This is a genomic window from Streptomyces sp. NPDC059355, from assembly GCF_042752335.1.
GTDB lineage: Bacteria > Actinomycetota > Actinomycetes > Streptomycetales > Streptomycetaceae > Streptomyces.
In genome coordinates this window covers 23,791-44,501 of the sequence record NZ_JBHYXN010000053.1, presented here as the reverse complement: position 1 = coordinate 44,501, position 20,711 = coordinate 23,791, and the positions used below count along the sequence as shown (strand labels likewise).

General features: G+C 71.1%; 22 protein-coding genes. 11 read left to right on the top strand and 11 right to left on the bottom strand.

Annotated elements, in window-relative coordinates; genetic code table 11:
- Window positions 1–206: 206 nt before the first annotated feature.
- The 4 genes from ACFXGI_RS33785 to ACFXGI_RS33770 all read right to left on the bottom strand — a co-directional run bounded on the left by ACFXGI_RS33785 (window position 207) and on the right by ACFXGI_RS33770 (window position 2,087).
- Window positions 207–611, bottom strand: coding sequence for a hypothetical protein (locus tag ACFXGI_RS33785; protein WP_384715214.1), 405 nt, complete (start codon window positions 609–611; stop codon window positions 207–209).
- 235 nt (window positions 612–846) lie between these two features.
- Window positions 847–1,182, bottom strand: a complete 336-nt coding sequence (locus ACFXGI_RS33780) for an ArsR/SmtB family transcription factor (RefSeq protein WP_384715211.1) — start codon at window positions 1,180–1,182, stop codon at window positions 847–849.
- 28 nt (window positions 1,183–1,210) lie between these two features.
- Window positions 1,211–1,585, bottom strand: coding sequence for an anti-sigma factor antagonist (locus ACFXGI_RS33775; protein WP_384715208.1), 375 nt, complete (start codon window positions 1,583–1,585; stop codon window positions 1,211–1,213).
- Window positions 1,586–1,751: 166 nt separating this feature from the next.
- Window positions 1,752–2,087: a lysine transporter LysE gene (locus ACFXGI_RS33770; protein WP_384715205.1), complete on the bottom strand. Its 336-nt coding sequence runs from the start codon at window positions 2,085–2,087 to the stop codon at window positions 1,752–1,754.
- A gap of 517 nt (window positions 2,088–2,604) precedes the next feature.
- Between ACFXGI_RS33770 and ACFXGI_RS33765 the strand changes: the two genes are divergently transcribed.
- Window positions 2,605–3,147 (top strand): hypothetical protein, encoded by a 543-nt coding sequence (locus ACFXGI_RS33765; protein WP_384715203.1) that lies wholly within the window; start codon window positions 2,605–2,607, stop codon window positions 3,145–3,147.
- A 114-nt stretch (window positions 3,148–3,261) separates the two neighbouring features.
- Window positions 3,262–3,987 carry a hypothetical protein gene (locus ACFXGI_RS33760; RefSeq protein WP_384715200.1) on the top strand — a complete coding sequence of 242 codons (726 nt, stop codon included), beginning with the start codon at window positions 3,262–3,264 and terminating at the stop codon, window positions 3,985–3,987.
- 46 nt (window positions 3,988–4,033) lie between these two features.
- Here ACFXGI_RS33760 and ACFXGI_RS33755 read toward each other — a convergent pair whose 3' ends face one another.
- On the bottom strand, window positions 4,034–5,470 hold the full coding sequence (locus ACFXGI_RS33755; RefSeq protein WP_384715197.1) for a carotenoid oxygenase family protein: 1,437 nt from the start codon (window positions 5,468–5,470) through the stop codon (window positions 4,034–4,036).
- 185 nt (window positions 5,471–5,655) lie between these two features.
- On the opposite strand from ACFXGI_RS33755, the gene ACFXGI_RS33750 reads away from it, so the two are divergent.
- Entirely contained in the window at window positions 5,656–6,219 is a 564-nt protein-coding gene (locus ACFXGI_RS33750; protein WP_384715194.1) for a hypothetical protein, read from the top strand.
- 183 nt (window positions 6,220–6,402) lie between these two features.
- On the opposite strand, the gene ACFXGI_RS33745 is transcribed toward ACFXGI_RS33750, so the two are convergent.
- Window positions 6,403–6,654, bottom strand: coding sequence for a hypothetical protein (locus ACFXGI_RS33745; RefSeq protein ID WP_384715191.1), 252 nt, complete (start codon window positions 6,652–6,654; stop codon window positions 6,403–6,405).
- 615 nt (window positions 6,655–7,269) lie between these two features.
- Between ACFXGI_RS33745 and ACFXGI_RS33740 the strand changes: the two genes are divergently transcribed.
- From ACFXGI_RS33740 to ACFXGI_RS33710, 7 genes are all read left to right on the top strand, one after another.
- Window positions 7,270–8,283, top strand: coding sequence for an SPFH domain-containing protein (locus tag ACFXGI_RS33740; protein ID WP_384715188.1), 1,014 nt, complete (start codon window positions 7,270–7,272; stop codon window positions 8,281–8,283).
- Window positions 8,280–9,179: a hypothetical protein gene (locus ACFXGI_RS33735; RefSeq protein WP_384715185.1), complete on the top strand. Its 900-nt coding sequence runs from the start codon at window positions 8,280–8,282 to the stop codon at window positions 9,177–9,179. The genes ACFXGI_RS33740 and ACFXGI_RS33735 overlap by 4 nt, the downstream gene beginning before the upstream one ends.
- 185 nt (window positions 9,180–9,364) lie before the next feature.
- Window positions 9,365–10,576 (top strand): hypothetical protein, encoded by a 1,212-nt coding sequence (locus ACFXGI_RS33730; protein WP_384715182.1) that lies wholly within the window; start codon window positions 9,365–9,367, stop codon window positions 10,574–10,576.
- 790 nt (window positions 10,577–11,366) lie between these two features.
- Window positions 11,367–11,570: a cold-shock protein gene (locus ACFXGI_RS33725; protein ID WP_384715179.1), complete on the top strand. Its 204-nt coding sequence runs from the start codon at window positions 11,367–11,369 to the stop codon at window positions 11,568–11,570.
- Window positions 11,571–11,848: 278 nt separating this feature from the next.
- Window positions 11,849–13,363, top strand: coding sequence for a DEAD/DEAH box helicase (locus ACFXGI_RS33720; protein ID WP_384715176.1), 1,515 nt, complete (start codon window positions 11,849–11,851; stop codon window positions 13,361–13,363).
- 45 nt (window positions 13,364–13,408) lie between these two features.
- A complete protein-coding gene (locus ACFXGI_RS33715; RefSeq protein ID WP_384715173.1) occupies window positions 13,409–13,831 on the top strand; it encodes a CBS domain-containing protein in 423 nt (140 codons plus the stop codon).
- A gap of 48 nt (window positions 13,832–13,879) precedes the next feature.
- Window positions 13,880–14,191 (top strand): SCO5918 family protein, encoded by a 312-nt coding sequence (locus tag ACFXGI_RS33710; protein ID WP_384715170.1) that lies wholly within the window; start codon window positions 13,880–13,882, stop codon window positions 14,189–14,191.
- 122 nt (window positions 14,192–14,313) lie between these two features.
- Here ACFXGI_RS33710 and ACFXGI_RS33705 read toward each other — a convergent pair whose 3' ends face one another.
- Window positions 14,314–14,727, bottom strand: a complete 414-nt coding sequence (locus ACFXGI_RS33705; RefSeq protein WP_384715167.1) for a hypothetical protein — start codon at window positions 14,725–14,727, stop codon at window positions 14,314–14,316.
- Window positions 14,728–14,880: 153 nt separating this feature from the next.
- Here ACFXGI_RS33705 and ACFXGI_RS33700 point away from each other — a divergent pair, with 153 nt between their 5' ends.
- Entirely contained in the window at window positions 14,881–15,168 is a 288-nt protein-coding gene (locus tag ACFXGI_RS33700) for a hypothetical protein (RefSeq protein ID WP_384715164.1), read from the top strand.
- Between the two features lie 119 nt (window positions 15,169–15,287).
- Here ACFXGI_RS33700 and ACFXGI_RS33695 read toward each other — a convergent pair whose 3' ends face one another.
- The 4 genes from ACFXGI_RS33695 to ACFXGI_RS33680 all read right to left on the bottom strand — a co-directional run bounded on the left by ACFXGI_RS33695 (window position 15,288) and on the right by ACFXGI_RS33680 (window position 20,648).
- Window positions 15,288–16,151, bottom strand: coding sequence for a carbohydrate ABC transporter permease (locus ACFXGI_RS33695; RefSeq protein ID WP_384715161.1), 864 nt, complete (start codon window positions 16,149–16,151; stop codon window positions 15,288–15,290).
- The gene (locus ACFXGI_RS33690; protein WP_384715158.1) at window positions 16,148–17,542 is read right to left on the bottom strand and encodes an ABC transporter permease subunit; all 1,395 of its coding nucleotides are present in this window, start codon (window positions 17,540–17,542) and stop codon (window positions 16,148–16,150) included. Before ACFXGI_RS33690 ends, ACFXGI_RS33695 begins: the two co-directional genes overlap by 4 nt.
- A gap of 11 nt (window positions 17,543–17,553) precedes the next feature.
- A complete protein-coding gene (locus ACFXGI_RS33685; protein WP_384715155.1) occupies window positions 17,554–18,888 on the bottom strand; it encodes an ABC transporter substrate-binding protein in 1,335 nt (444 codons plus the stop codon).
- 77 nt (window positions 18,889–18,965) lie between these two features.
- A complete protein-coding gene (locus ACFXGI_RS33680) occupies window positions 18,966–20,648 on the bottom strand; it encodes a glycoside hydrolase family 13 protein (protein ID WP_384715152.1) in 1,683 nt (560 codons plus the stop codon).
- Between the last annotated feature and the right edge of the window lie 63 nt (window positions 20,649–20,711).

The window sequence follows — 20,711 nt, the reverse complement described above, 5'->3', positions numbered from 1 at the left end:
CCGCGGCAGCCCCGTTGCGAACGGTCACGCCGGCAGACTCGGCTCCACTGCTCGGGACTCCCACCCGGCGCGCGCGGGGTGGTGACGCAGGGATAGGACCACGCAGAGCTGGTCTCGGGTGGCTGGCTCCGTACACCCGTACCGGAGCACCAGCGGCTACTGCCGTGCCCGGCAGCCCGGGCTGATTGCCGCACCGGGGGTGGGCCTCACCCCTGCGGCTTCGCGAGGGATCCTTCGCCCTGAGCCAGGCGGGCGAGGACCTTGGCGTACACCGTGGTCGCCGCAGCGGTGACGGTTGCCACAGCCGCCAACGCGAGGATGCCCAGGAGCGAAGGCCACTGCCGCAACTCTTCGCTACGGCAAAGCCGTTCTTGGGGCCACGGCTCAAAGAACGGGCCCCGGCACAGACTGCGCGTCCCCTGATACGACGGCACCTCGGGGCCGTAGTCGGCAAACATCAGGAAGGCGAACCATCCCCACACCGCCAGGGCCAGGAGCATCCACGCTATCGACCATCCCTCGATCCGGCGCGCGTCCCGGCCCGTCTTCCCGGTATCACCCGGTGCGGTGCCTGCGGGAACGGCTTCCAGAGCTGCCTCATCGGCTGCCATTCTTCCCCCTCCTACGTTCAACGAATGATCGTCAGTTCACCACACCTGCCGACACGTTGCCGCCTGCCGTCGGCCTTACAGGCAAGGAAGCGGTCGTCTTCCGTTGTCAGAAGCGCGGTGAGCCCGCACTGGGAAGACGGCCGCCGTGTGGTGCCGGCTAGGGAGTGTCGTCAAAGTGGCGTCGGCCGCCCGAGAGGGCGGCCCCGCCGGCCAGACGGGACTTCGACGACACGACCTAGGGGCGGCTGGTGGCGCGGAGGTCGGCCAGGAGTTCGGCCTGGTCCTCCAGGACGCCGGAGAGGATGCCGCGGGCGACCCGCAGGAGTTCGGTGATCTGGGGGTGGGTGAGCTTGTAGTACACGTTGGAGCCCTCGCGGCGGGTGGCCACCAGGTTCGACTTGCGCAGGACGGCGAGCTGCTGGGAGAGGCTCGCGGCCTCGACCCCGACCTCGGGCAGCATCTCGGCCACCGCGTGCTCGCGTACGGACAGGAGTTCCAGGACGCGGATGCGGACCGGGTGCCCGAGCGTTTTGAAGAACTCCGCCTTCAGCTGGTACAGCGGCGTGCTCACCTGGGTACCCCTGTCGTGACTGCCCATCTCATCCACCCGGCCGTTCCTTCGCGGGGAGCATCCGTGCGCCCCTCTTCACACCTTGTGACCTCCACAATTGCAGATCCCTGCAATTCGTGGACACCCGGTGGGCGGCCTCCGTGACGTTCGGACCCCACGGGCGGGCCGTCCCGTCCAGGACGAGGGAGCCGTCCGCGGGGATCGCGGCGAGCTCGAACCGGCGGCCGTGGTCGGCGAGGCGCCGGGCGGCCTGGGCGACGGCGATCTGCCCGTCGGCCGACCAGCCCATCAGCCCGGTCAGGTCGAGGACGGCCGGTCCGGGGCCCCGGGCGAGCGCCCAGCCGATGGCGCCGGTGCACCGGTCGGTGGCGTCCGCGCCGAGATACCCGGCCAGGGACGGCACGCCCAGGTCCTGGCGGGTGGCAGCTCGTCGTCCAGGCGGACGTCGTCCGGGTCCTGCCCTGCGCGGCGCCGGTCGGCTCCTTCCAGGGTGGCCGACCAGCGGCCGCGGGACTCAACACGGTCTCGGTAAATCCCTCGTCGGTCTTCCTCGTCGTAGCTCCGCCTCCTCACAGGCAGCCGCAGCCTGTGCCGTAGACGAGCAGGAAGAGGGCGGTCCCGGCGGCGAGGGCGAAGCCGGCCGTGCTCAGGACCGCCAGGCCCCGGCCGCGCCCCTTGGCGGGTGCGCGGTAGGTCCGCCAGGCGCCGTGGGCAAGTAAGAGGCTTGCCAGTCCGGCCGCCGCGATGGTCAGGAGGGGGCTGAAGGTCCAGCTCAGGTAGGCGAGCAGGGCCAGGCCGGCGAGCAGGGCGCAGGCAAGCAGGCTGAGGATCGCCTCACCCACGACTTCTCCGACAGCCTCGATCAGGAACTTCCCGGTGCGTTTCGCTGCCCCGCGGACCCTCATGGCACCCCTCCATCCCCGCGCCCCCGTCTGGGGCCCGGTATGGAGGACCCGGGCCGCACCGCAATGGTTGCCGGCCCTCCCGGGCCGCGAGCACATCCAGCCACTGTGGCCGCCGACTGTCCGGCGGTGATGACGTCCGCGGGAATCCCACTCCTTCTGTTCGGGGAGGGCGTCCTCATACGGCCTTGGTTGCTACGGCACAACTGCCGTCAACGGGGCGGGCGCAGCAGTGGGGGTGGGAGTGTGGGGCTTTTCGGCTCGCGAAGCCGGAGTAGGGGCATACCGAAGGAGTCGGCGCTTCTGGCCGCGGCTGCTGAGAATCCCGGGGGCAGCGTTGCCGAGATCGACCCGGCGTACACCCCAGGACGACTTCGGCAAGCTCGCCGATCCTGATTTCTGGCGCGGCTGGCTCGGGGGAGATCCCGGGACCGCAGGTCGGGCGGTGTCGGTATCGCGTGGGACACTCCTGCCTTGATCACAGCGGGGCATGACCCCTGTGACCTGGGAGGGGACGACTGTGCGCAGAACGAAATGGGCCGCCGTGGCGATGGTCGCGATCGGGCTCGGAGCCGTGAGCTGCGGGACGAGCGACGCCGGCAACGAGGGGAACACGGCGATACCGGTGGCGCCTCGCCCGGAGGGCACCGGGCCGCTCACGAAGGACTTCGTACGCACGGACGTCGAAGCTGCGGTCGCGGCCGCCGGCCTTCCGGCGAACGCACGGGAATACGCCCGCGGGTACGAGCGGGCTCCGGCCGACTCGCAGCTGTCGTGCGCTGTCGGCTTCATGGGGTCCCAGGACGAGAAGGCCAAGGTCGACGTGGCCCGCTACGACGCGGTGCTGCGCGAGTTGGGCAAGCGCGACTGGCAGCAGGAGAAGAAGCCGGAGCAGCGTGAGGACAAGGCCGGCAAGGTGTTCGATGCCAAGGCGGGCCTTGGGCAGCGCGGTTGGCGGCTGGCCGCCGAGTACCGAACATCCGAGAACGGCGGGACGGTCCGTCTGGTGGCCTTCGATGACGCCTGCATGAAAGCGCACGGAGTCGAGGCACCGGTCGGCTGACCGGCAATCTCGGGGCCGCCGGGGCCGCCGGGGCCGCCAGGGCTGCTGGGGCCCGCCCTTCGGATGGCCGTGAGGCCGGATGTCTGCATCTGTCCGCCCCGGTCATCGTGCCTGTTGCACGTCCGGCTGACGCACGAGACGGAGCTGGTCCTGGGTATCTGGCTGGAGGTGGACGACGACACCCTCCGCAAGGCCCGCGACGTGTGGGAAGAGCAGGGCTACGCGGATCTCGCCTTCCGGGGGAGGCTCTCCCACAAGATCCGTCCCTGGGGCGAAGACCTGCTGGGTGCCACCTTCACGGCTCAGGTCGCCGACCCTGAGGAGCTGCCCCACCTCGTCGCCGGCCACCACCCCACCGCCGCCCGCGTCCTGGAGGACACCTGGGACCGCGACCTGGTCCTCAGCCGCTTCCCGCACCAGCTCCCCGTGGACGTGCGAACCGATCTCGGCGACCACTGGTCCGTCATCCGCAGCGCCGGCCTCACCGCCCGCTTCGCCGACGGAGCGGACCAGTTCGCCGGGCCGGACCGCAGCGCCGCCGTGACGGTGTTCACGGACGACACCCCGGGACGTAAGCCCGAGGACTTCCTCGCCGCACTGCTCGCCGGCTCACCCGACACCATTCCCGGGCAGTGGCTCACCGAGCCCGTGCCCGGAGGCTTGCGCCACGCCTTCTGGCTGACTCCGGACGACCACGGGCGGGAGCGGTACGAGTTCTACGGCTTCACGGTGCCTGCCTCCGGCACCGCTGCCGGGCTGTTCTGCACCCATGAAGAACTCGCCGACCTCGCCTGGGCGCAGCAGGTCTGGCGGTCCCTCGCCTGGGCCGATCGGTCCTGATCCGGAGCCGTGTTCGGACAGCGGACGGCGCACCGCGCTCGGCTGCTCAGCCGCCGTCGGCGGGCAGCCAGCAGCCGTGCAGGCCGAGCGGGACCCGGACGGGGATGCGGGCGCGCGCGACCGGCCCGGAGGCCGGGTCGCCGGCGGGGACGACCAGGAACCAGCTCGACCCGTCGGTGCGGTCGGTGGCGAAGGTGAGCCAGTAGCCGCGCTCCTCGGAGTCGGTCCCCGGCTCGGGAGCGAAGACCGGTTCTCCGACCGACAGGTCCCCGGCGTCCCAGACGCGGGCGGTTCCCGTCCGAGCGTCGTGGAAGCGCACCGCGTCGTACTCGCCCGGCAGCAGGTCCGTCCGTCCGGTCGAGGTGGCCAGTGCGGTGTGCCGGTGGCGCCGGCCGATGAGGCGGTCGTCGATACGGGGGAACTCCACCCGGGCGTCGTCCAGCAGGGTGCGGGTCATGGTGCCCGCCGCGGGGTCGATGCGCGCCCGTGCCAGACCGCCGCTGACCGGGTCCTGCACGCCTTCCGGTGTGTCGCCGACGGTCAGCCGGCTCCACTGGACGTAGTCCAGGACCACCGGGGCATCGGCGCCGGGGCCGTCGTCGTAGGCGTTCACGGTGTGCCACAGCCAGAACGCCTCGTCGGCCGCCCAGCGCGGCGGTCCGCCGTCGCGGGGGATCAGGACCACGCGGGTACCCCGCTCGGGCCGCCAGGCCAGGAAGGAGCCGCCCGCCATGGCCGCGTCCAGGTCGAAGAAGGCGGGCGCGAGGACCAGGACGGCGTATCGGCCGGTCAGGGCCATGTCGTGGATCATCATCGGCTCGTCCACGCCCTCGACGGTGGTGGGCCCGCGTGTGACGGCCCCGTCGCGGCCGATGACCGACCAGGTCAGGTACGGCGGCTCCAGGCCGTAGCAGAAGACGACCATCTCGCCCGTGACCGGGTCCGTCTTGGGGTGGGCGGTGATCCCCGCGGGCAGGGCCCCCTCGAACTCCTCGCGGCCGAGGGTCTCCAGCCCGGCGCCGATCCGGTACGGGCAGGCAGACTCGGCGAGGGCCAGCATGCGGCCCCCGTGCCGTACGACGTTGATGTCGGGCAGGTCACGGAAGGTGCCCGCGAGCGCCGGCCCGACCTGCTCGGCATCCGGCAGGATCATCGACTCCAGGCCTCCCCACAAGGCCCGACCGGCCCGTTCCTCGGCCTCCAGGGCCGGGGTGCGCACGAAGCGGTTGCGGTAGCGGGCGCGGCCTTCCGAGAGCCAGACCCCGTGCAGCATGCCGTCGCCGTCGATGGGGTACAGGTACGAGCCGATCGGCGTGAAGCGGGGATTGGGACCGTTGCGCAGGTACAGGCCGTCCAGGGCGGCCGGGATCTCGCCCGTCACCTCCAGCTCGGCGGCGTCGACCTCCTCGGTCACCGGCGCGAACGATCCCAGCAGGTGGGGGACACGGGTGGGGTCGAAGCGGGGCGGCGTGTGCGTGTTCACGGAACCTCCCGGAGCGTGGTGCGGCACCTTCCGGCACCTTCCAGCATGCAGAGCCGCACAGGGCCGCGCACGACGGGTGCCGCGGGCCTCCGGTCGACACCCCGTGACGGGCGGGGGAGCATGAACCCGAGGGCCGCCCTGCCATGGGCCCCCTCCCCTCCCCCCTCCCCGATGGGAGAACCTTCATGTACCGAAGCACCCGACGCGCCGTGGTCGCGTCCCTGCTCGTCTCCTCGGTCGTATGCGGTGGCGCCGTCGTCGTCGCACCGGCCGCCGGCGCGGCGGTCCCGGCCGCCAGCTGTACGGTCACGCCGGGGTCGAACGATACGTACGTAACGATCACCGGCGAAGGGTTCACGGGACCTCGCAAGCTCAACGACGGCGAGAGCACCGTGGACCTGGCGATAGGCCCGGACGGAACCTTCCGCGTGCAGCGCTTCCAGAAGAACGTCGACTACACGGTCCTCGCGGTCAACGAGGACCAGAACTTCATCTTCGTGAACTGCAAGAGGGTGGGCTCGGCGGCGACACCGAAGCCCCAGAACCCGCAGAACACGACCCCGGTCCAGCCGGGTTCCCGGCGGGACATCGCCCAGGGCCGCGCGGCCGGCACCCAGGCGGGCATCGCGGCGGCCAAGAAGAGCTGCGAGACCAAGCCGGTGGCGGACAAGTCCGGCCAGCAGCACAGCAACGCCTACTGGAAGGCCTGGACCCAGGCAGCCAACAACGCCTTCAACCGGGTCTGCTAAGGCAGTTGAGCCGCTTCATCGTTCAACCGGCCTGAGTGCGGCAGGGTCGGCGGTGGGCGAGGCGTGAGACGCGGCCGGCAGGCCGCATCCCGCCTCGCCCGGCGCCTGTTCGGGCAGCTCTCCGGCCGGGACGTCCGAGCCGAGCGGCCACCGGCGCCGGCCCGCCCTTTTTCGCAGGTTCGGCTACTTGCGCTGCAGCTGCATCTCGTCGTCGCGGATCCAGTCGTAATGTCCGCCGCCGGAACCCGACTGCGGGGTCTCGTAGTAGGTGCGGCCCTGCCACTTCGCCGCGCTGCCGGTGAGTTTCACGCACTGGTTCCTGCGCCAGCGTCCGCCGGTGTCGGTGAAGCCGGAGACTTCGTTCCATGTCCTGATCCAGCCGGTCAGCTGCCGGTTCGGCTCGCCGTAGATGCGGATGTCGGCCTGCCGAGGCACGGGCGAGGCCCGCCGTGGCCTTTGCGTCGCAGCTGACGTTCTCGGCGACGTCGCGCAGCTGGTCGAGGTCCACGGTGTAGCCCTCCTGGTATCCGCCGGATTCCCTGCGGACCACCGCGTACGCGAACTGCTTGTACACCGCTCCGCGGTCGTTCTCCTTGGCGAGGCTCCAGGACCCGTCCGAGCCCGTGTACCAGCCCGGGGGCGAAGCGGTTCTCGTCCATCTCGATGAAGCAGGTGTCCTTCCTGACGGTGGGCACCGTCCCGCCGGTCCTGCGGAAGCTGCCGTCGGAACGCTTCGAGTAGGCGATGCCCTCCGTCTTCGTCCACGCCACACAGGATGCCGCCCGCTGCTGCTGTCGGGCGACGGACACCGGGCTGCCGCCCAGGGAGACCAGGACGGCCACGGCCGCCGCGGCCTAAGCCTTGCGGTACTTCACGGATGCTCCTCGACGCTCACCACCGGCAGGACACCATGGCAACCGGCATCAAGATCGGAAAGTTACGGCGAGCCCGGCCCTCGTTCGCCCGCCGGCGGCACCCCTCTTTTCGTCCCCTTGACGATATGAAGGCGACCTTGTTATCGTCACATCGACGAAATGAAGGGGGTTCGCCATGGCCGACATCACCCGGCGCTTCGGCTGGCGTCATCTGCGCTCCGCGCCCACCACTCACATCCGCCACCACAAGCGCGGCCGACTCGTCCACGACGGGCTGGGGCTCAGTTTCTGGTACCGGTCGCTGTCGGCGGCGCTGTCCGAAGTGCCGGTCGACGACCGGGAGCTGGCCATGGCGTTCCACGCCCGTACGTCCGACTTCCAGGACGTCGCCGTGCAGGCCACCGTCACCTACCGGATCAGCGACCCGGCGGAAGCCGCGGCCCGACTCGACTTCTCCGTCGACCCGGACACCGGGAGCTGGCGCGGAGCCCCGTTGGAGCAGATCGCCACCCTCCTCACCGAGACCGCGCAGCAGCACACGCTGGACGTACTGGCCCGGACTCCGCTGGCCGCCGCCCTGGTGGACGGCGTCGCCTCCGTGCGGGGGAGCGTCACCGCCGGCCTCGCCGCCGAGCCCAGACTCCCGGCCACCGGCATCGACGTGGTGGCCGTGCGGGTCGTGGCGATCCGCCCGGAGGCCGAGGTGGAGCGCGCCCTGCGCACCCCGGCCCGCGAGCAGATCCAGCAGGAGGCGGACCGGGCCACCTACGAACGGCGGGCTGTCGCCGTCGAGCGTGAGCGTGCCATCGCCGAGAACGAGCTGGCCAGCCAGATCGAACTGGCCAGGCGCGAGGAGCAGCTGATCGACCAGCGCGGCACCAACGCCCGCCGCGAGGCCGAGGAGAAGGCGGAGGCGGACGGCATCCGGACCGAGACCGAGGCGGCCCGCAAGGTCCGCCTCGCCCACGCCGACGCCGAGGCGGCGCGCGAGACGGGCGCGGCGCGCGCCGAGGTTCAGGCTGCGTGGCTGCGCGTGCACGACGAAGCCGGCCCGGGCACGCTGCAAGCCCTGGCGGCGACCCGGCTGGCGGAGAACCTGCCGCGGATCGAGAGCATCACGCTCTCTCCTGACGTCCTCACCGGGCTCCTCGCGAAGCTCGGACGTCCGGAAGGCGGCGCGGGCGCGTGAGCCTGGCCCCGCGGGCGGTGCTCGTGCACCGCAGGACCGAGTACGAGGAGCTGCTCGCCCGGCACGGGACGCACGGGCAGGCCGCGTTCTTCCTTTCCAGCCGGGGCCGGTCGATCGACGAGGTGGTCCGCCGCCACGAGCGCACGCGGCAGGCGCTGCGGGAGGTGGCGGCGGCGGTGCCGCTCACCTGGCGCAGCGCCCGGGTGGAGCGGGCGGACCTGGACCGCTTCCTGTTCGCCCCGGAGGACGTGGTGGTCGTGGTCGGCCAGGACGGCCTGGTCGCCAACACCGCGAAGTACCTGCGCGGACAGCCGGTTGTGGGCATCGACACCGATCCGGGGCGAAACCCGGGGGTCCTGGTCCGTCACCGCTGCGCCGACACGGCCGCCCTGCTGCGTGCGGCGACCGCCGCCGGGGGCCGGGCGGAGGAGCTCACCATGGTCGAGGCCGTCGCCGACGACACCCAGCGACTTCTCGCGCTGAACGAGATCTATCTGGGCTCGCCCGGTCACCAGACGGCCCGCTACCGCCTGGGATCCGACGGCGACGAGGGACAGGGTGAGGCCCAGGCATCCTCCGGGGTGCTGGTGGGCACCGGCACGGGCGCCACCGGCTGGCTGCGTTCGCTGTGGCTGGAGCGCGGCAGCTCCGCCGGGTTGCCCGCACCCGGCGAGCGGCGCCTCCTGTGGTTCGTACGGGAAGCCTGGCCCTCGCCCGCGACCGGAACGACGAGGGTCGCCGGTGAGCTGGGGCGGGGACAGGGGCTGCGGCTGACCGTGGAGTCGGACCGGATCGTGGTGTTCGGCGACGGGATGGAGAGCGACGCCCTGGAACTGACCTGGGGTCAGAGCGTACGACTGGGCATCGCGGGAACGTCGCTCCACCTGGTGACATGAGAGCCCTGCCCGACCGGCTGTCGCCACTGCAGACGGCCGAGCGCGGCCGCACCCATTGCGCTCCGGCGGTGCCGGTCCTCAACCGGCACGCGGGTCTTCGCCTGCGGCGCAGCGCCCTCCGCGGTACCTCCGCTGTCCCCTGCCGAACGCTCAAGCGCCCACGTGCAGGTGAGCGGCCCAGATCGATGGTCGGTCCGGGTACGCGGCACGCAGGCGCATCGCTGCCTCGTGCACGCCGATTCGAGCGGCTGCTCGACGACTCCGACCCGCAGGTACGCGAACAACTGGCGCACAGCGATCACGTACCGGCGGATCTGCGCAACTGGCTGGCGGTCGATCCAGTGCCGAAGGTCCGGGCGACGCTTGCCCAGTGGTGGACGCAGGCACCCGAACCGGTGCGCCGGCTCCTGCTGACGGATCCCGACGACTCGGTACGTGCAGGAGCCTGTGCGACCTACTACCGGCGGATTCCTCATCCGGTTCCGCCGGCCGACCTGGTCCCGGCCCTGCTGGCCGACCCGGTCACGCGCGCCGGAGCGGTACGCCACTGCACGCTGGACAACGACACCGCCCGTTGGCTGGCCGGCGATCCGGACGACGACGTGCGCGGAGAACTCGCCGGGCACCCGGACCTCCCGCCGGCGTTGCGTGACAAGCTCGGTGAGGATCCCGATCCGCGGGTCACCGTCCGTGTCTTCGCCCGGCAGGACACCCCGGAGACGACCCGCACCGCGATCCATGCGCGGATCCTGTCGGACGTGCCTGCGCTGGACTGGCTCGCGGACCACCAGGACCTGGACGAGGACGCCCTCGAACGCGAGATCATGGGCGAGATTGCGCGTGCGGAACTTCGGGGACTGCGCCTGCCGTGGGTGACCGCGGCCCCCCTGCCCCACGTCGACTCGCCGTATGCCTGCTTCCGCGCATCGGCCGCGATGTCCGACCACCTCCCCGCGCCGATCGTGGCCCGGCTGCTCGACGACGAGGAGAGCGACGTCCGCACGACGATGGCTCTGCACGCGCGTGACCAGATCGATCCCGCGACCGCCGAGCGCATCGACCGCGGCTACCGCCCCTACAAGAGAGCCGCGTGGCGCCCGGCCGACGACTTCCCCCTCCCGGCGGACGTCCTTCGGCGTCTGGCGACCGATCCCGACCCGAGGATGAGGCAGCTGGCCACACGAGATCTCGACTTGCCGGTGGAATCCGTGCGCCGTCTTGCATCCGACCCCGACGAAACCGTGCGCCGCCTGGTAGCGGCCCATCCCCGGCTTCCGGCGCAGGACCTGACGCGGTTGCTGGCCGATTCATCCGAGTTCGTCGCGACCGCCGCAGCTGGTAACCCCGACCTGCCATCCGCGGAGATGGACAGGATCCTTGCCCTGGTGGGCCTGTGATTCCGCGTTGCCAACGGCCGGTGAACCCGTGGACCGTAGGCGACCGGCTTGTTGACGTGTCGGGGGAGGGCTGCCGAGGAGGAGGCACGCAGCGCTGCTCCTACCGGGAGCTGCGGATCCGGACCCGCTGCTCGGCGGGGAAGTGCCGGGTTGGTGAGACAGATCGAGGACATCGGCGCCACCTGCGCTGGCGGGCCCCGTCGGACTGGATCCTGCCGACGTCCCTCCGGCGGTGCACGGCGGCTCCCCTGGGCGGGACGAAGCTGCTGGTCGGGGCCGCCGTGCTCGCCGCACAATTTCCTGGGATCCGGCCCGGCCCGCGCCCAGCTCCGCGTGACGCCGTAGCTGTTCTCGCAGCCCGGCCAGGTCTGCGGCTGGACCCACGTCGCCCGCCGCCGTCCATGCGCCCCACCCTTCATCCACAGATCACCCGAGACCCTGCACGTGACCTGGTGAGCGCCTGATTCCCGCGATCGAAGGAGGGGAGACGCCGCACTTGGGGCGGACGAATATCTGTGCCCGCAGACTGAGATTTCAGCAAGCCCAGCGAGTGGATTTGTTTCCGTGGCCCACGGGTTTGAAATCCTTCATCCCCCATCGGACGCCGCGGCGTGCTACTGTCGATCTCAGTTGCAGTTGTGGTACCCACAAAACTTCAAGCGCCTCCGGTCGGCCTCCGCGTCGATCGAAGCACTTTATATTTCCGGACAGTTTCCGGACGGGGCATCATCGCGGCGACACGGCATCCGTGCAGTGCGGATCCCGATGTACTGCCCCTAAGGAGACATGCATGCCGGCTGGCACAGTGAAGTGGTTCAACGCGGCCAAGGGTTTCGGCTTCATCGAGCAGGACGGTGGCGGCCCCGACGTTTTCGCCCACTTCTCGAACATTGCCACCCAGGGTTTCCGTGAGCTGGTCGAAGGCCAGAAGGTCACCTTCGACATCGCGCAGGGCCAAAAGGGCCCGACGGCCGAGAACATCCTTCCCGCCTGACGGCGGCGCGCACTCTGTAGCTGGGGCCCGCATCCCTCGGGGTGCGGGCCCCAGCCACAGGCAACACCTCCCGCAGTGGGTTCGCCTGCGGGATTCCATCCAGGATGCAGACCGGAATTTCACCCCGGCGTCACCTGTTTCAGCGCCTGCGCCCGCACGGACTCTGCCTGCGGCGCAGTTTCGCTACCGCATTTCATTCGGCCCGTTCTTGCGATTCCCCGCGCTGTTTTTCCGCTGCTGGAATTCCTTGATACGCGCCGCATCAAGGAAGGTTCTGAATGAACCCCGCACGCACGAACAACCGCACCGCTCGCACCCGCAGCCGTACAGGCGGCCCTGCTTTCGGCGCTACCGCCGGTTCCGGCCGGAGCAGCCGCTTCGGCTCGTCCGCCCCCAGCCGTTCGGGCGGCGGCCCGAGCCGCTCGGGCGGCTACGGCCGACGGCCCGCCGCGGTGCAGGGCGAGTTCGCTCTGCCGAAGACGATCACCCCCGCTCTCCCTGCCGTCGAGACCTTCGCCGACCTGGACATGCCCCGGGAGCTGCTGACCGCCCTCGGCACGCAGGGCGTGAGCGTGCCGTTCCCGATCCAGGGAGCCACCCTGCCCAACACCCTCGCGGGCCGCGATGTACTCGGCCGCGGCCGCACCGGCTCCGGCAAAACCCTGGCCTTCGGCCTCGCGCTGCTGGCTCGTACCGCCGGACAGCGGGCCGAGCCCCGCCAGCCCCTCGCCCTCGTCCTCGTACCGACGCGTGAGCTCGCGCAGCAGGTGACCGAGGCGCTGACTCCCTACGCCCGCGCGGTCAAGCTGCGCTTGGCCACCGTCGTGGGCGGAATGTCGATCGGCAAGCAGGCCGGAGCACTGCGCGGCGGGTCCGAAGTCGTCGTCGCGACCCCGGGCCGCCTCAAGGACCTCATCGACCGCGGTGACTGCCGGCTGAACCACGTCGCGATCACCGTCCTGGACGAAGCCGACCAGATGGCCGACATGGGCTTCATGCCCCAGGTCACCGCGCTCCTGGACCAGGTGCGCCCCGAGGGCCAGCGGATGCTCTTCTCCGCCACCCTGGACCGCAACGTCGACCTGCTGGTGCGCCGGTACCTGACCGACCCCGTCGTGCACTCGGTGGACCCCTCGGCCGGTGCAGTCACCACGATGGAACACCACGTACTGCACGTCCACGGCAGCGACAAGCACCGGACGACGACGGAGATCGCGGCGCGCGACGGCCGGGTGATGATGTTCCTGGACACGAAGCACGCCGTCGACCGGCTGACCCAGGACCTGCTGAGCAGCGGTGTCCGGGCCGCTGCCCTGCACGGCGGGAAGTCGCAGCCGCAGCGCACCCGCACCCTCGCCCAGTTCAAGACCGGGCATGTCACCGTGCTGGTCGCCACCAACGTCGCCGCACGCGGCATCCACGTCGACAGCCTCGACCTCGTCGTCAACGTGGACCCGCCCACCGATCCCAAGGACTACCTTCACCGCGGCGGACGCACCGCCCGGGCCGGCGAGTCCGGCAGCGTCGTCACCCTCGTCACCCCGAACCAGCGCCGCGACATGAGCCGCCTCATGGCCGCCGCCGGCATCGTCCCGCAGACCACCGAGGTCCGATCGGGCGAGGAATCCCTGAGCAGGATCACCGGCGCGCAGGCTCCTTCCGGCATCCCCGTCACCATCACCGCGCCGGTGTCCGAGCGGTCCGGGCGCAGCGCCACCTCCCGCGGTCGACGCGGCTCCGCCGCGAGTTCCAGGCGGGTGGGCGGACGGCGTTCCGCCGATCCGGCGGCCTGAGAGCACGTGACCAGAAAGCCGACCCATCTCTGCAGGAGGCACCTTTTGACGCTGCTCCAGATGCAATCCCGCACGGCGGGAGCCGACCCCGCGCACAGGACGGCGGACGAGGACACGGATCAGGCCTGCCCGCAGGTCGGCGACGACATGACGGTCGAAGTGGCCCTGTCCGTCATGGCCAGTGCCCGCGCGGGACATCTGCTGGTCTGCGACGAGGACGGCCTGTGCACCGGCCTGGTCACCCCGGCCCAGCTCGCCGCCGCCCGTTGCAGCGACGCGTACACGGACCGGGTCCGGCTGCGCGACATCCTCGGCGAGCACAGGCCGTTCACCTCGCCCCTCACCGCGATGGCCGGGGCAGCGGCCGGGCATGCGGTGGGCGGCCGGCGGCTCGATCCCCTGCCCGTCGCCGACGAACAGGGCAGTGCTCCGGGCACCCCTGTCCGCGGCCTCGCCCTCGCACGCTGAACCGCCTCGCCGCGGACGGACCGTACTTCTCTTCCCCTGTGAGGCATCATGCGCTGTGTCATCGCCCGCTTCCCGTTCGAGCTCACCAAGAGCGGCGTCCTGGAAACGATGAAGGGCATCAAGCCCGAGCCGGTCACCGGTGAATCCGTGGTCATCGGCCGCCGCATCTACCCCGTCAAGCAGGTCGGCCAGGCCGTCACCCGCCAGGACCGGCGTGACTTCAGTGTCGGCGAAGTCCTGCGGGCCATGACCCAGCTGGGATTCACGTGCCGCGGCCTTCCCCGGGCCGACACACCCACGCGCGGCCTCAGCCCGCTCCAACAGGCCTCCGCGATGCTCGGCGCCCCGGCGACCGTCTGACCGCAGCGACCGGCGCGAGCCGGCAGGAGCACAGCAGAGAGGGCCCGACCGGCACGCCCCGGTCGGGCCCTTCCCCGTTGACTCGTTCGTCCACCGTAGCCCCAGCGGCAAGCCAGGTCAGGTCAGGGCATCTCGTCGGGGTCGCAGCTGGCCCGGCGCAGTCCGATCGTGCGCAGGGCTCGCATCAATGCTTCGGAGTCTCCCTCGTGCACGACGTGGACGGCGCCCTCGACCGCAAGGCCGGATACGGCACGGGGCATCCGGTCGGCGGCCGTCCGCAGCACCACCCCGCTCGGCGGGTCCAGGGAGCGCACCCCGTGGAACAGGCTGAGAACGCCCGGGTCCGCGTCGAGGCTGTCGAGCCCGGAGGGCAGGGACAGGACGGTGATGTCGGGGAGAAGGAGTCGGGCATGCGTGAGAGCGACGACGGGGTCGTGGGCATGCGACAGGACCCGGAAGTGCGGATTGCGCTGGATACCGGCGCGCAAAAGCTCAAGCTGCTCGCCATCGGGTACGCCGACCACCAAAACGGTCATCACCTGCCCCATCCTGCGTTCCGGCACGCGGTGACGCGACCCGGGAGGCGGATACCGGCTCGGCCCTGCCCGTAAATGCGCATATGACGCGCAGATCTCGGTGACGTGGGGTCGGAACGGCTGGTGTCGCTCGCGGGCGGCCACACTGGAGGCATGAGCGAGCACTCCTCCACCGTTGACCTGACGAGCACCGACAGCACCGGCAGTATCCCGGGACACACCGGCAAGCCCCAGTACCGCCACAACCTCCGGTACGAGAACCCCACCGGTGAAGCCTTGAGCAGTCAGGGGCACACACTGCGCACGCCCCGCGGCCTCACCGTCGTGACATGTGCCTGCGGCCTCGCCACCGAGGCGCTCCCGAGCGATGATGCGAGGCTCGTTTACGAGTCACACCGCAATGTGATCCGCGACGAGACGATGCGTGACGACCCCCTGTAGGACGACTCCGGGCTCGGCCTCGCGGCAGGCGGCGCCGTGCCGACGCGGTGCTGCGCGTCGGCCCGGCGTTCGAGGCCGGTGCCGAGGGAGGCGAGGGCCCCGCCCGGAGGCGGGGCCGGTCACTTCACCGAGCCCGCCATCACGCCTTGGACGAAGTGGCGCTGGAAGGCGAAGAAGACGACGAGCGGGACCACCAGGGACAGGAAGGCACCCGGCGCGAGGACGCCGATGTTGCTTCCGAACTGCCGCATCTGGGACTGCAGCGCGACCGTGAGGGGCTGGGACCCGCTGTCCGCGAACAGCAGCGCCACGAGCATGTCGTTCCAGACCCAGAGGAACTGGAAGATGGCCAGACTCGCGATGGCCGGCCGGCCGAGCGGCAGCACGAGCCGGAAGAAGATCCGCCACTCGCTGCCGCCGTCCATCCGGGCGGCTTCCAGCATCTCTCCCGGGATCTCGGAGAAGTAGTTGCGCAGCAGGAACACCGCGAACGGCAGCCCGTAGGCGACGTGGAACAGGACGACGCCTGCGATCGTGCCGAACAGCCCGACCGCCCCGAAGAGTTTGGCCACGGGCAGCAGCCCGATCTGTACGGGTACCACCAGCAGCCCGACGACGACCAGGAAGATGCCGTCGCGGCCGGGGAAGTCGAGCCAGGCGAAGGCGTATCCGGCGAGTGCCGCGATGCCGACGACCAGCACGGTGGTGGGAACGGAGATCAGGACGGTGTTCCCGAAGGCCTGCGCGATGCCCGAGTCCTGCAGCAGGGCGCTGTAGTTGTCGAGGGACAGCTGCGACGGATCGGCCAGCGCGGTCCACCAGCCGTCGGAGGCGTTGTCCCGCTCGGAGCGCATCGAGGAGAGGAACAGGCCCGCGAGCGGTGTGATCCATACGAGGGCGACCAGGATCAGCAGCCCCTGGACGAGCGAACTGCCCAACAGGCGGGACGGGCGGCGTCGTTCTACGGTGCTGTGGCTGCTCATGCTCCGCTCCTTCGGAAGCGCCGGATGTTGAAGACCATGGCCGGGACGACCAGCAGGAGGAGCACCACGCTCAGTGCGCTGCCGAGCCCCTGGTCGTTGCCGCCTCCGAAGGAGACCAGCCACATCCGCGTGGCCAGTACGTTCGCTTCCTCCTGGACCGGCCCCGGCGCGATGATGTAGACGAGGTCGAAGACCTTCATCACGTTGATCACCAGGGTCACGAACACCACCGTGAGTACCGGCGCGAGCAGGGGGACGGTGATCCTGCGGAAGATCTGGCCCTCACTGGCCCCGTCCATCCGCGCCGCTTCCAGCGCGTCGCGCGGGATCGCAGCGAGTCCGGCGCCGATCAGAACCATCGCGAAACCGGTCCACACCCACAGGTAGGCGCCGATGATGGCGGGCGTCACCAGTGCCGGTCCGAGCCAGTTCACGCCCTGGTAGGGGGCCGCGAAGTTGGCCGCGGGCAGCCGTACGGTGTACTCGCCGTCGGCCAGCCCGGTGAAGCGGAACGACCCGTCGTCGGCGGCTGTCGTGGTCGCGGCGACCCGGCCGTCCCGCACGGCCTCGACCGTCATGCCGGGCAGGCCCTTCTCACCCGGATCCACCTTGCCCGGCGTGCCCGCGCCGCCGGGGGCGAAGTCGAGGTACACGACGCCGCCTATCCCGTCCGCGGCGGGGGCCGCCGCGGCGGCGGCCTTCGTGCCGCCGGGCATCGCGTCGGGCGCCACCCCGACGAAGCCGAGACTGACCGAGCCCCCGGTCCGTACGCCCTTCTCGGTGCTGTACGGGCCTCCCGCCCGGCCGGTCAGGCCCCGGCCCTCCCGGATACGGGCCGTCGGATAGACGGCGGCGTCGTCGAAGGTGTCGTGGACGCCGACGACGACCGCGTTGAGCACGCCCCGGTTCGGGTCCTGCTCGTAGGCGAGGCGGAAGACGATGCCCGCGGCGAGGAACGACACGGCCATCGGCAGGAAGAGGACCAGCTTGAACGCGGTCGCCCAGCGCACCTTCTCGGTGAGCACGGCCAGCATCAGCCCGAGCCCGGTCAGCAGGAGGGGGGCGACGACGACCCAGATGGTGCTGTTGCGGATCGCCTTGAGGGTGGCCGGGTCGTGGACGATCGCCGCATAGTTGCCGACCCCGACGAACCGGTCGCCGTCGGCGTCGAAGAGGCTGCGGCCGACGGAGAAGACGACCGGGTAGACGACCAGCGCACCGAGCAGCAGCAGGGCGGGCAGTACGAAGACGATCGCGAGGCGGCGTTTCCTCCGCCGGGCCAGGCGCCGCGGGTTCGCCGGGCGGCGGGTGGTACGGGTGCCGGCGGCGGTGCTGCTCCTGGCAGTCCCGCGGTCGGCAGTCCCGCTGTCGGCGGTCAGGGTGTCAGCCATGGCGGGCCGCCTCAGTTCCCGTACGCCTTGGCGGCCTCGGCTTCGAGTTTCGCCGCCGTGCCCTGCGCGTCCGACGGGTCGCGCAGGAAGTCCTGGAGGAGCTTCCATTCGCCCGCGCCCTTGGTGCCGCCGAATGCGGCCGGAGCCTGGTCCGACATGTCGAAGCGGACCGAATCGCCCGCCGCGACCAGCGACTTGGCGGTGTCGCGCGTGGTGTCGTCGCCGTACGCGGCGAGATCGACCTTGGTGTTCGGGGACAGGAAGCCGCCCGCGCCGGCCCAGACCTCGGCCGCGTCGGGGCCGGCCAGGAATTCGAGGAGCTTCATGCCGGCCTTGCCGTTCTTGCCGTCCTTGAGGACGACGGCCGCGTCACCGCCGCTGACGACCGGCGCGGTACCGCCGTCGACCGCGGGGAACGGGAAGAACTTCGCGTCCTCCCCGAGCTTCTTGCCGAACTGGTCCTTGGCGATCCCGCCCACGAAGTCGCCCTCGTAGACCATGCCCGCTTTGGGCTCGGGGCCGAAGACCTGCTCGACCGAGGAGGGGAAGTCGGTGCCGAGGGCCGTCTGGGCGCCGCCGGCCACGAGCTGCTTGTCTTTGAACAGGTCGCCGAGCGTGGTCAGCGCCTTGACGACGCTGTCGTCGGTCCACTTGAGCTTGTGCTGGGCGAGCTGGTCGTACTTCTGCGGCCCCGCCTGCGAGAGGTAGATGTTCTCGAACCAGTCGGTGAGGGTCCAGCCGTCCTCGCCGGCTATGGCGAAGGCCGGGCGGCCGGAGTCGGCGAGGGTGTGGCCCGCCTTCAGCAGGTCGGAGTAGCTCTTGGGCTCGGCGGCGACGCCGGCCTGGGCGAAGGCTTGGGGGGCGTACCAGACGGTCGACTTGTGTGCGGCCTTGAAGTAGAGGCCGTAGTACGTGCCGTCGACGCTGCCGTAGTCCTTCCACACCGGGGCGAGGGAGGAGCCGGCCGTCTTGGCGGCCTCGTCGGACAGCGGCTGGAGCCAGCCCTCCTTGGCGAACTGCCGGAGCACGCCCACCTGGGGGACCATCACCACGTCGGGCGCGTTGCCGCCCTCGATCTTGCTGCCGACGAAGGTGGAGACGTTGTCGCCGGAGGGGACGAAGACGGTCTTGGCGCCTGTCTTCGCGGTGAAGGCGTCCAGGACCTTCTTGAAGTTCTTCTGTTCGCTGCCGGTCCAGACACCGGCCACGGTGACGGTCTGGCCGCTGAGTTCGCCGCCGCTCGCGGGGCCGGTGGTGGTGCCGCAGGCGGTGGCGCCGAGAGCGAGGGCGAGGGCCGCCGATGCGGTGGCCGCGGTGCGCCGGGTCGTCTTGCCGGTTCGTCGCATGATGAGGTCCTTTGCGGGTTCGGGTTCGGGGAAGAGGGGAGGCTGAGGGAACGGTCCGGTGTGCCGGGGGCCGCGGTTCACGGCGTCGGGCACTCGGCCGTCCACCAGGCGGCGGTCGCCGCGGGGAGCACCCCGTCGGGACAGGGGCCGCTGGCGAGCAGCGGGGTCCCGGCGACGGGGGCGGGCACCGACTCCGTACCGAAATTGACCGCGCAGACCAGGCCGTCGCCGCGGGCCATCGCGAGCACCTGCGCGGGCGCGTCCAGCCAGCGCAGGGTGCCCTCGCCGAGCTGCGGCAGGCTGCGCCGCAGCTGGAGGCCTTCGCGGTAGAGGTGCCAGAAGGAACGGGTGTCGGCCAGGGCCCGGTCGGTGGAGTGCTCGGCGAACCACTCGGGCTGCGGCAGCCACGGTCTCGCGCCGGGCACGCCCTGGCTGAAGCCGAACGGGGAGGCGTGGCCCGACCAGGGCAGCGGCACGCGGCAGCCGTCCCTGATGTGCTTGCGGCTGCCGGTGCGGTGGAAGATCGGATCGGTGAGGACCTCGTCCGGCAGGTCGAGGACCTCGGGCAGTCCGAGCTCCTCGCCCTGGTAGACGTAGGCCGCACCGGGCAGTGCGAGCATCAGCAGGGCGGCGGCGCGGGCGCGGGCGGCTCCCAGCCCGCTGCCTTCCACCCCGGGCTCGCCCGCGTAGCGGGTGACCGTACGGACCTGGTCGTGGTTGTTGAGCACCCAGGTGACGGTGGAGCCGGTGCCGGCGATGTCCCGTATCGCCTCGGTGATCGTCGCGCGGAAGGCGTCGGCGTCCCAGGGCGCGCTGAGCAGGTCGAAGAAGAAGGCCTGGTGCAGTTCGTCGGGGCGGACGTACGCGGCGTGCTCGCGCGCGGTCGGCACCGACACCTCGCCGACCAGCAGCCGCTCCCGGCCGTCCCGGACGCCGTACTCCTCGCACACCGCGCGCCAGCGGCGCCACACGCCGTGCACCTCGGGCCGGTTCCAGGCCAGCTGGTTGACGGCGTCGCGGGCGCGCTCGTCGGCTCCGGGGTCTTCGGAGTCGGGCAGTTCGGGATGCTTGAACAGTCCGGCGGCGACATCGATGCGGAAGCCGTCGACACCGCGGTCCAGCCAGAAGCGCAGCACCCGCTCGAACTCGTCGCCGACGGCCGGGTCGCGCCAGTTCAGGTCGGGCTGCTCGGGAGTGAACAGGTGCAGGTACCACTCGCCGGGAGTGCCGTCGGGCTCCTGGACGCGGCTCCAGGCGGGACCGCCGAACATCGCGCGCCAGTTGTTGGGCGGCTCGGCCCCGGACGGACCGCGTCCGGGGGCGAAGTGGAAACGGGAGCGCTGTGCGCCGCCCGGCGCACCGGCGAGCGCCGCGCGGAACCACGGGTGCTCGCTCGAACAGTGGTTGGGGACGATGTCGAGCAGCAGCTTGAGCCCGAGGCGGTGGACGTCCGCGACCAGCCGGTCGAACTCGGCGAGGTCGCCGTAGACGGGGTCGACCCCGCAGTAGTCGGCGACGTCGTAGCCGTGATCGTGCTGCGGGGACGGATAGAACGGGCTGAGCCAGATGCCGTCGACGCCGAGCTTGCGCAGGTAGGGGAGTCCGGCCCGGACGCCGGCCAGGTCGCCGATGCCGTCGCCGGTGCTGTCGAGGAAGCTGCGGACGTAGACCTGGTAGATCACCGCGTCGCGCCACCAGGGGGCCGGTGCGGTGGCGGTACGGGAGGGGTGGCCGGAGTCGGCCGGAAGGGTGCTGAGCATCTCGCGTCGACCTGTTCTGCTGAATGCGAGAGCGCCCCAGATCGGGTGCGCTGTTATGCATGC

What these genes read in the sequence shown, in the direction of transcription:
- ACFXGI_RS33785 (WP_384715214.1), bottom strand. Translation starts at nt 611, where the DNA reads ATGGCAGCCGATGAGGCAGCTCTGGAAGCCGTTCCCGCAGGCACCGCA.
- ACFXGI_RS33770 (WP_384715205.1), bottom strand. Translation starts at nt 2,087, where the DNA reads ATGAGGGTCCGCGGGGCAGCGAAACGCACCGGGAAGTTCCTGATCGAG.
- ACFXGI_RS33750 (WP_384715194.1), top strand. Translation starts at nt 5,656, where the DNA reads ATGTACCGAAGCACCCGACGCGCCGTGGTCGCGTCCCTGCTCGTCTCC.
- ACFXGI_RS33740 (WP_384715188.1), top strand. Translation starts at nt 7,270, where the DNA reads ATGGCCGACATCACCCGGCGCTTCGGCTGGCGTCATCTGCGCTCCGCG.
- ACFXGI_RS33730 (WP_384715182.1), top strand. Translation starts at nt 9,365, where the DNA reads ATGGTCGGTCCGGGTACGCGGCACGCAGGCGCATCGCTGCCTCGTGCA.
- ACFXGI_RS33725 (WP_384715179.1), top strand. Translation starts at nt 11,367, where the DNA reads ATGCCGGCTGGCACAGTGAAGTGGTTCAACGCGGCCAAGGGTTTCGGC.
- ACFXGI_RS33720 (WP_384715176.1), top strand. Translation starts at nt 11,849, where the DNA reads ATGAACCCCGCACGCACGAACAACCGCACCGCTCGCACCCGCAGCCGT.
- ACFXGI_RS33710 (WP_384715170.1), top strand. Translation starts at nt 13,880, where the DNA reads ATGCGCTGTGTCATCGCCCGCTTCCCGTTCGAGCTCACCAAGAGCGGC.
- ACFXGI_RS33705 (WP_384715167.1), bottom strand. Translation starts at nt 14,727, where the DNA reads ATGACCGTTTTGGTGGTCGGCGTACCCGATGGCGAGCAGCTTGAGCTT.
- ACFXGI_RS33700 (WP_384715164.1), top strand. Translation starts at nt 14,881, where the DNA reads ATGAGCGAGCACTCCTCCACCGTTGACCTGACGAGCACCGACAGCACC.
- ACFXGI_RS33695 (WP_384715161.1), bottom strand. Translation starts at nt 16,151, where the DNA reads ATGAGCAGCCACAGCACCGTAGAACGACGCCGCCCGTCCCGCCTGTTG.
- ACFXGI_RS33690 (WP_384715158.1), bottom strand. Translation starts at nt 17,542, where the DNA reads ATGGCTGACACCCTGACCGCCGACAGCGGGACTGCCGACCGCGGGACT.
- ACFXGI_RS33685 (WP_384715155.1), bottom strand. Translation starts at nt 18,888, where the DNA reads ATGCGACGAACCGGCAAGACGACCCGGCGCACCGCGGCCACCGCATCG.
- ACFXGI_RS33680 (WP_384715152.1), bottom strand. Translation starts at nt 20,648, where the DNA reads ATGCTCAGCACCCTTCCGGCCGACTCCGGCCACCCCTCCCGTACCGCC.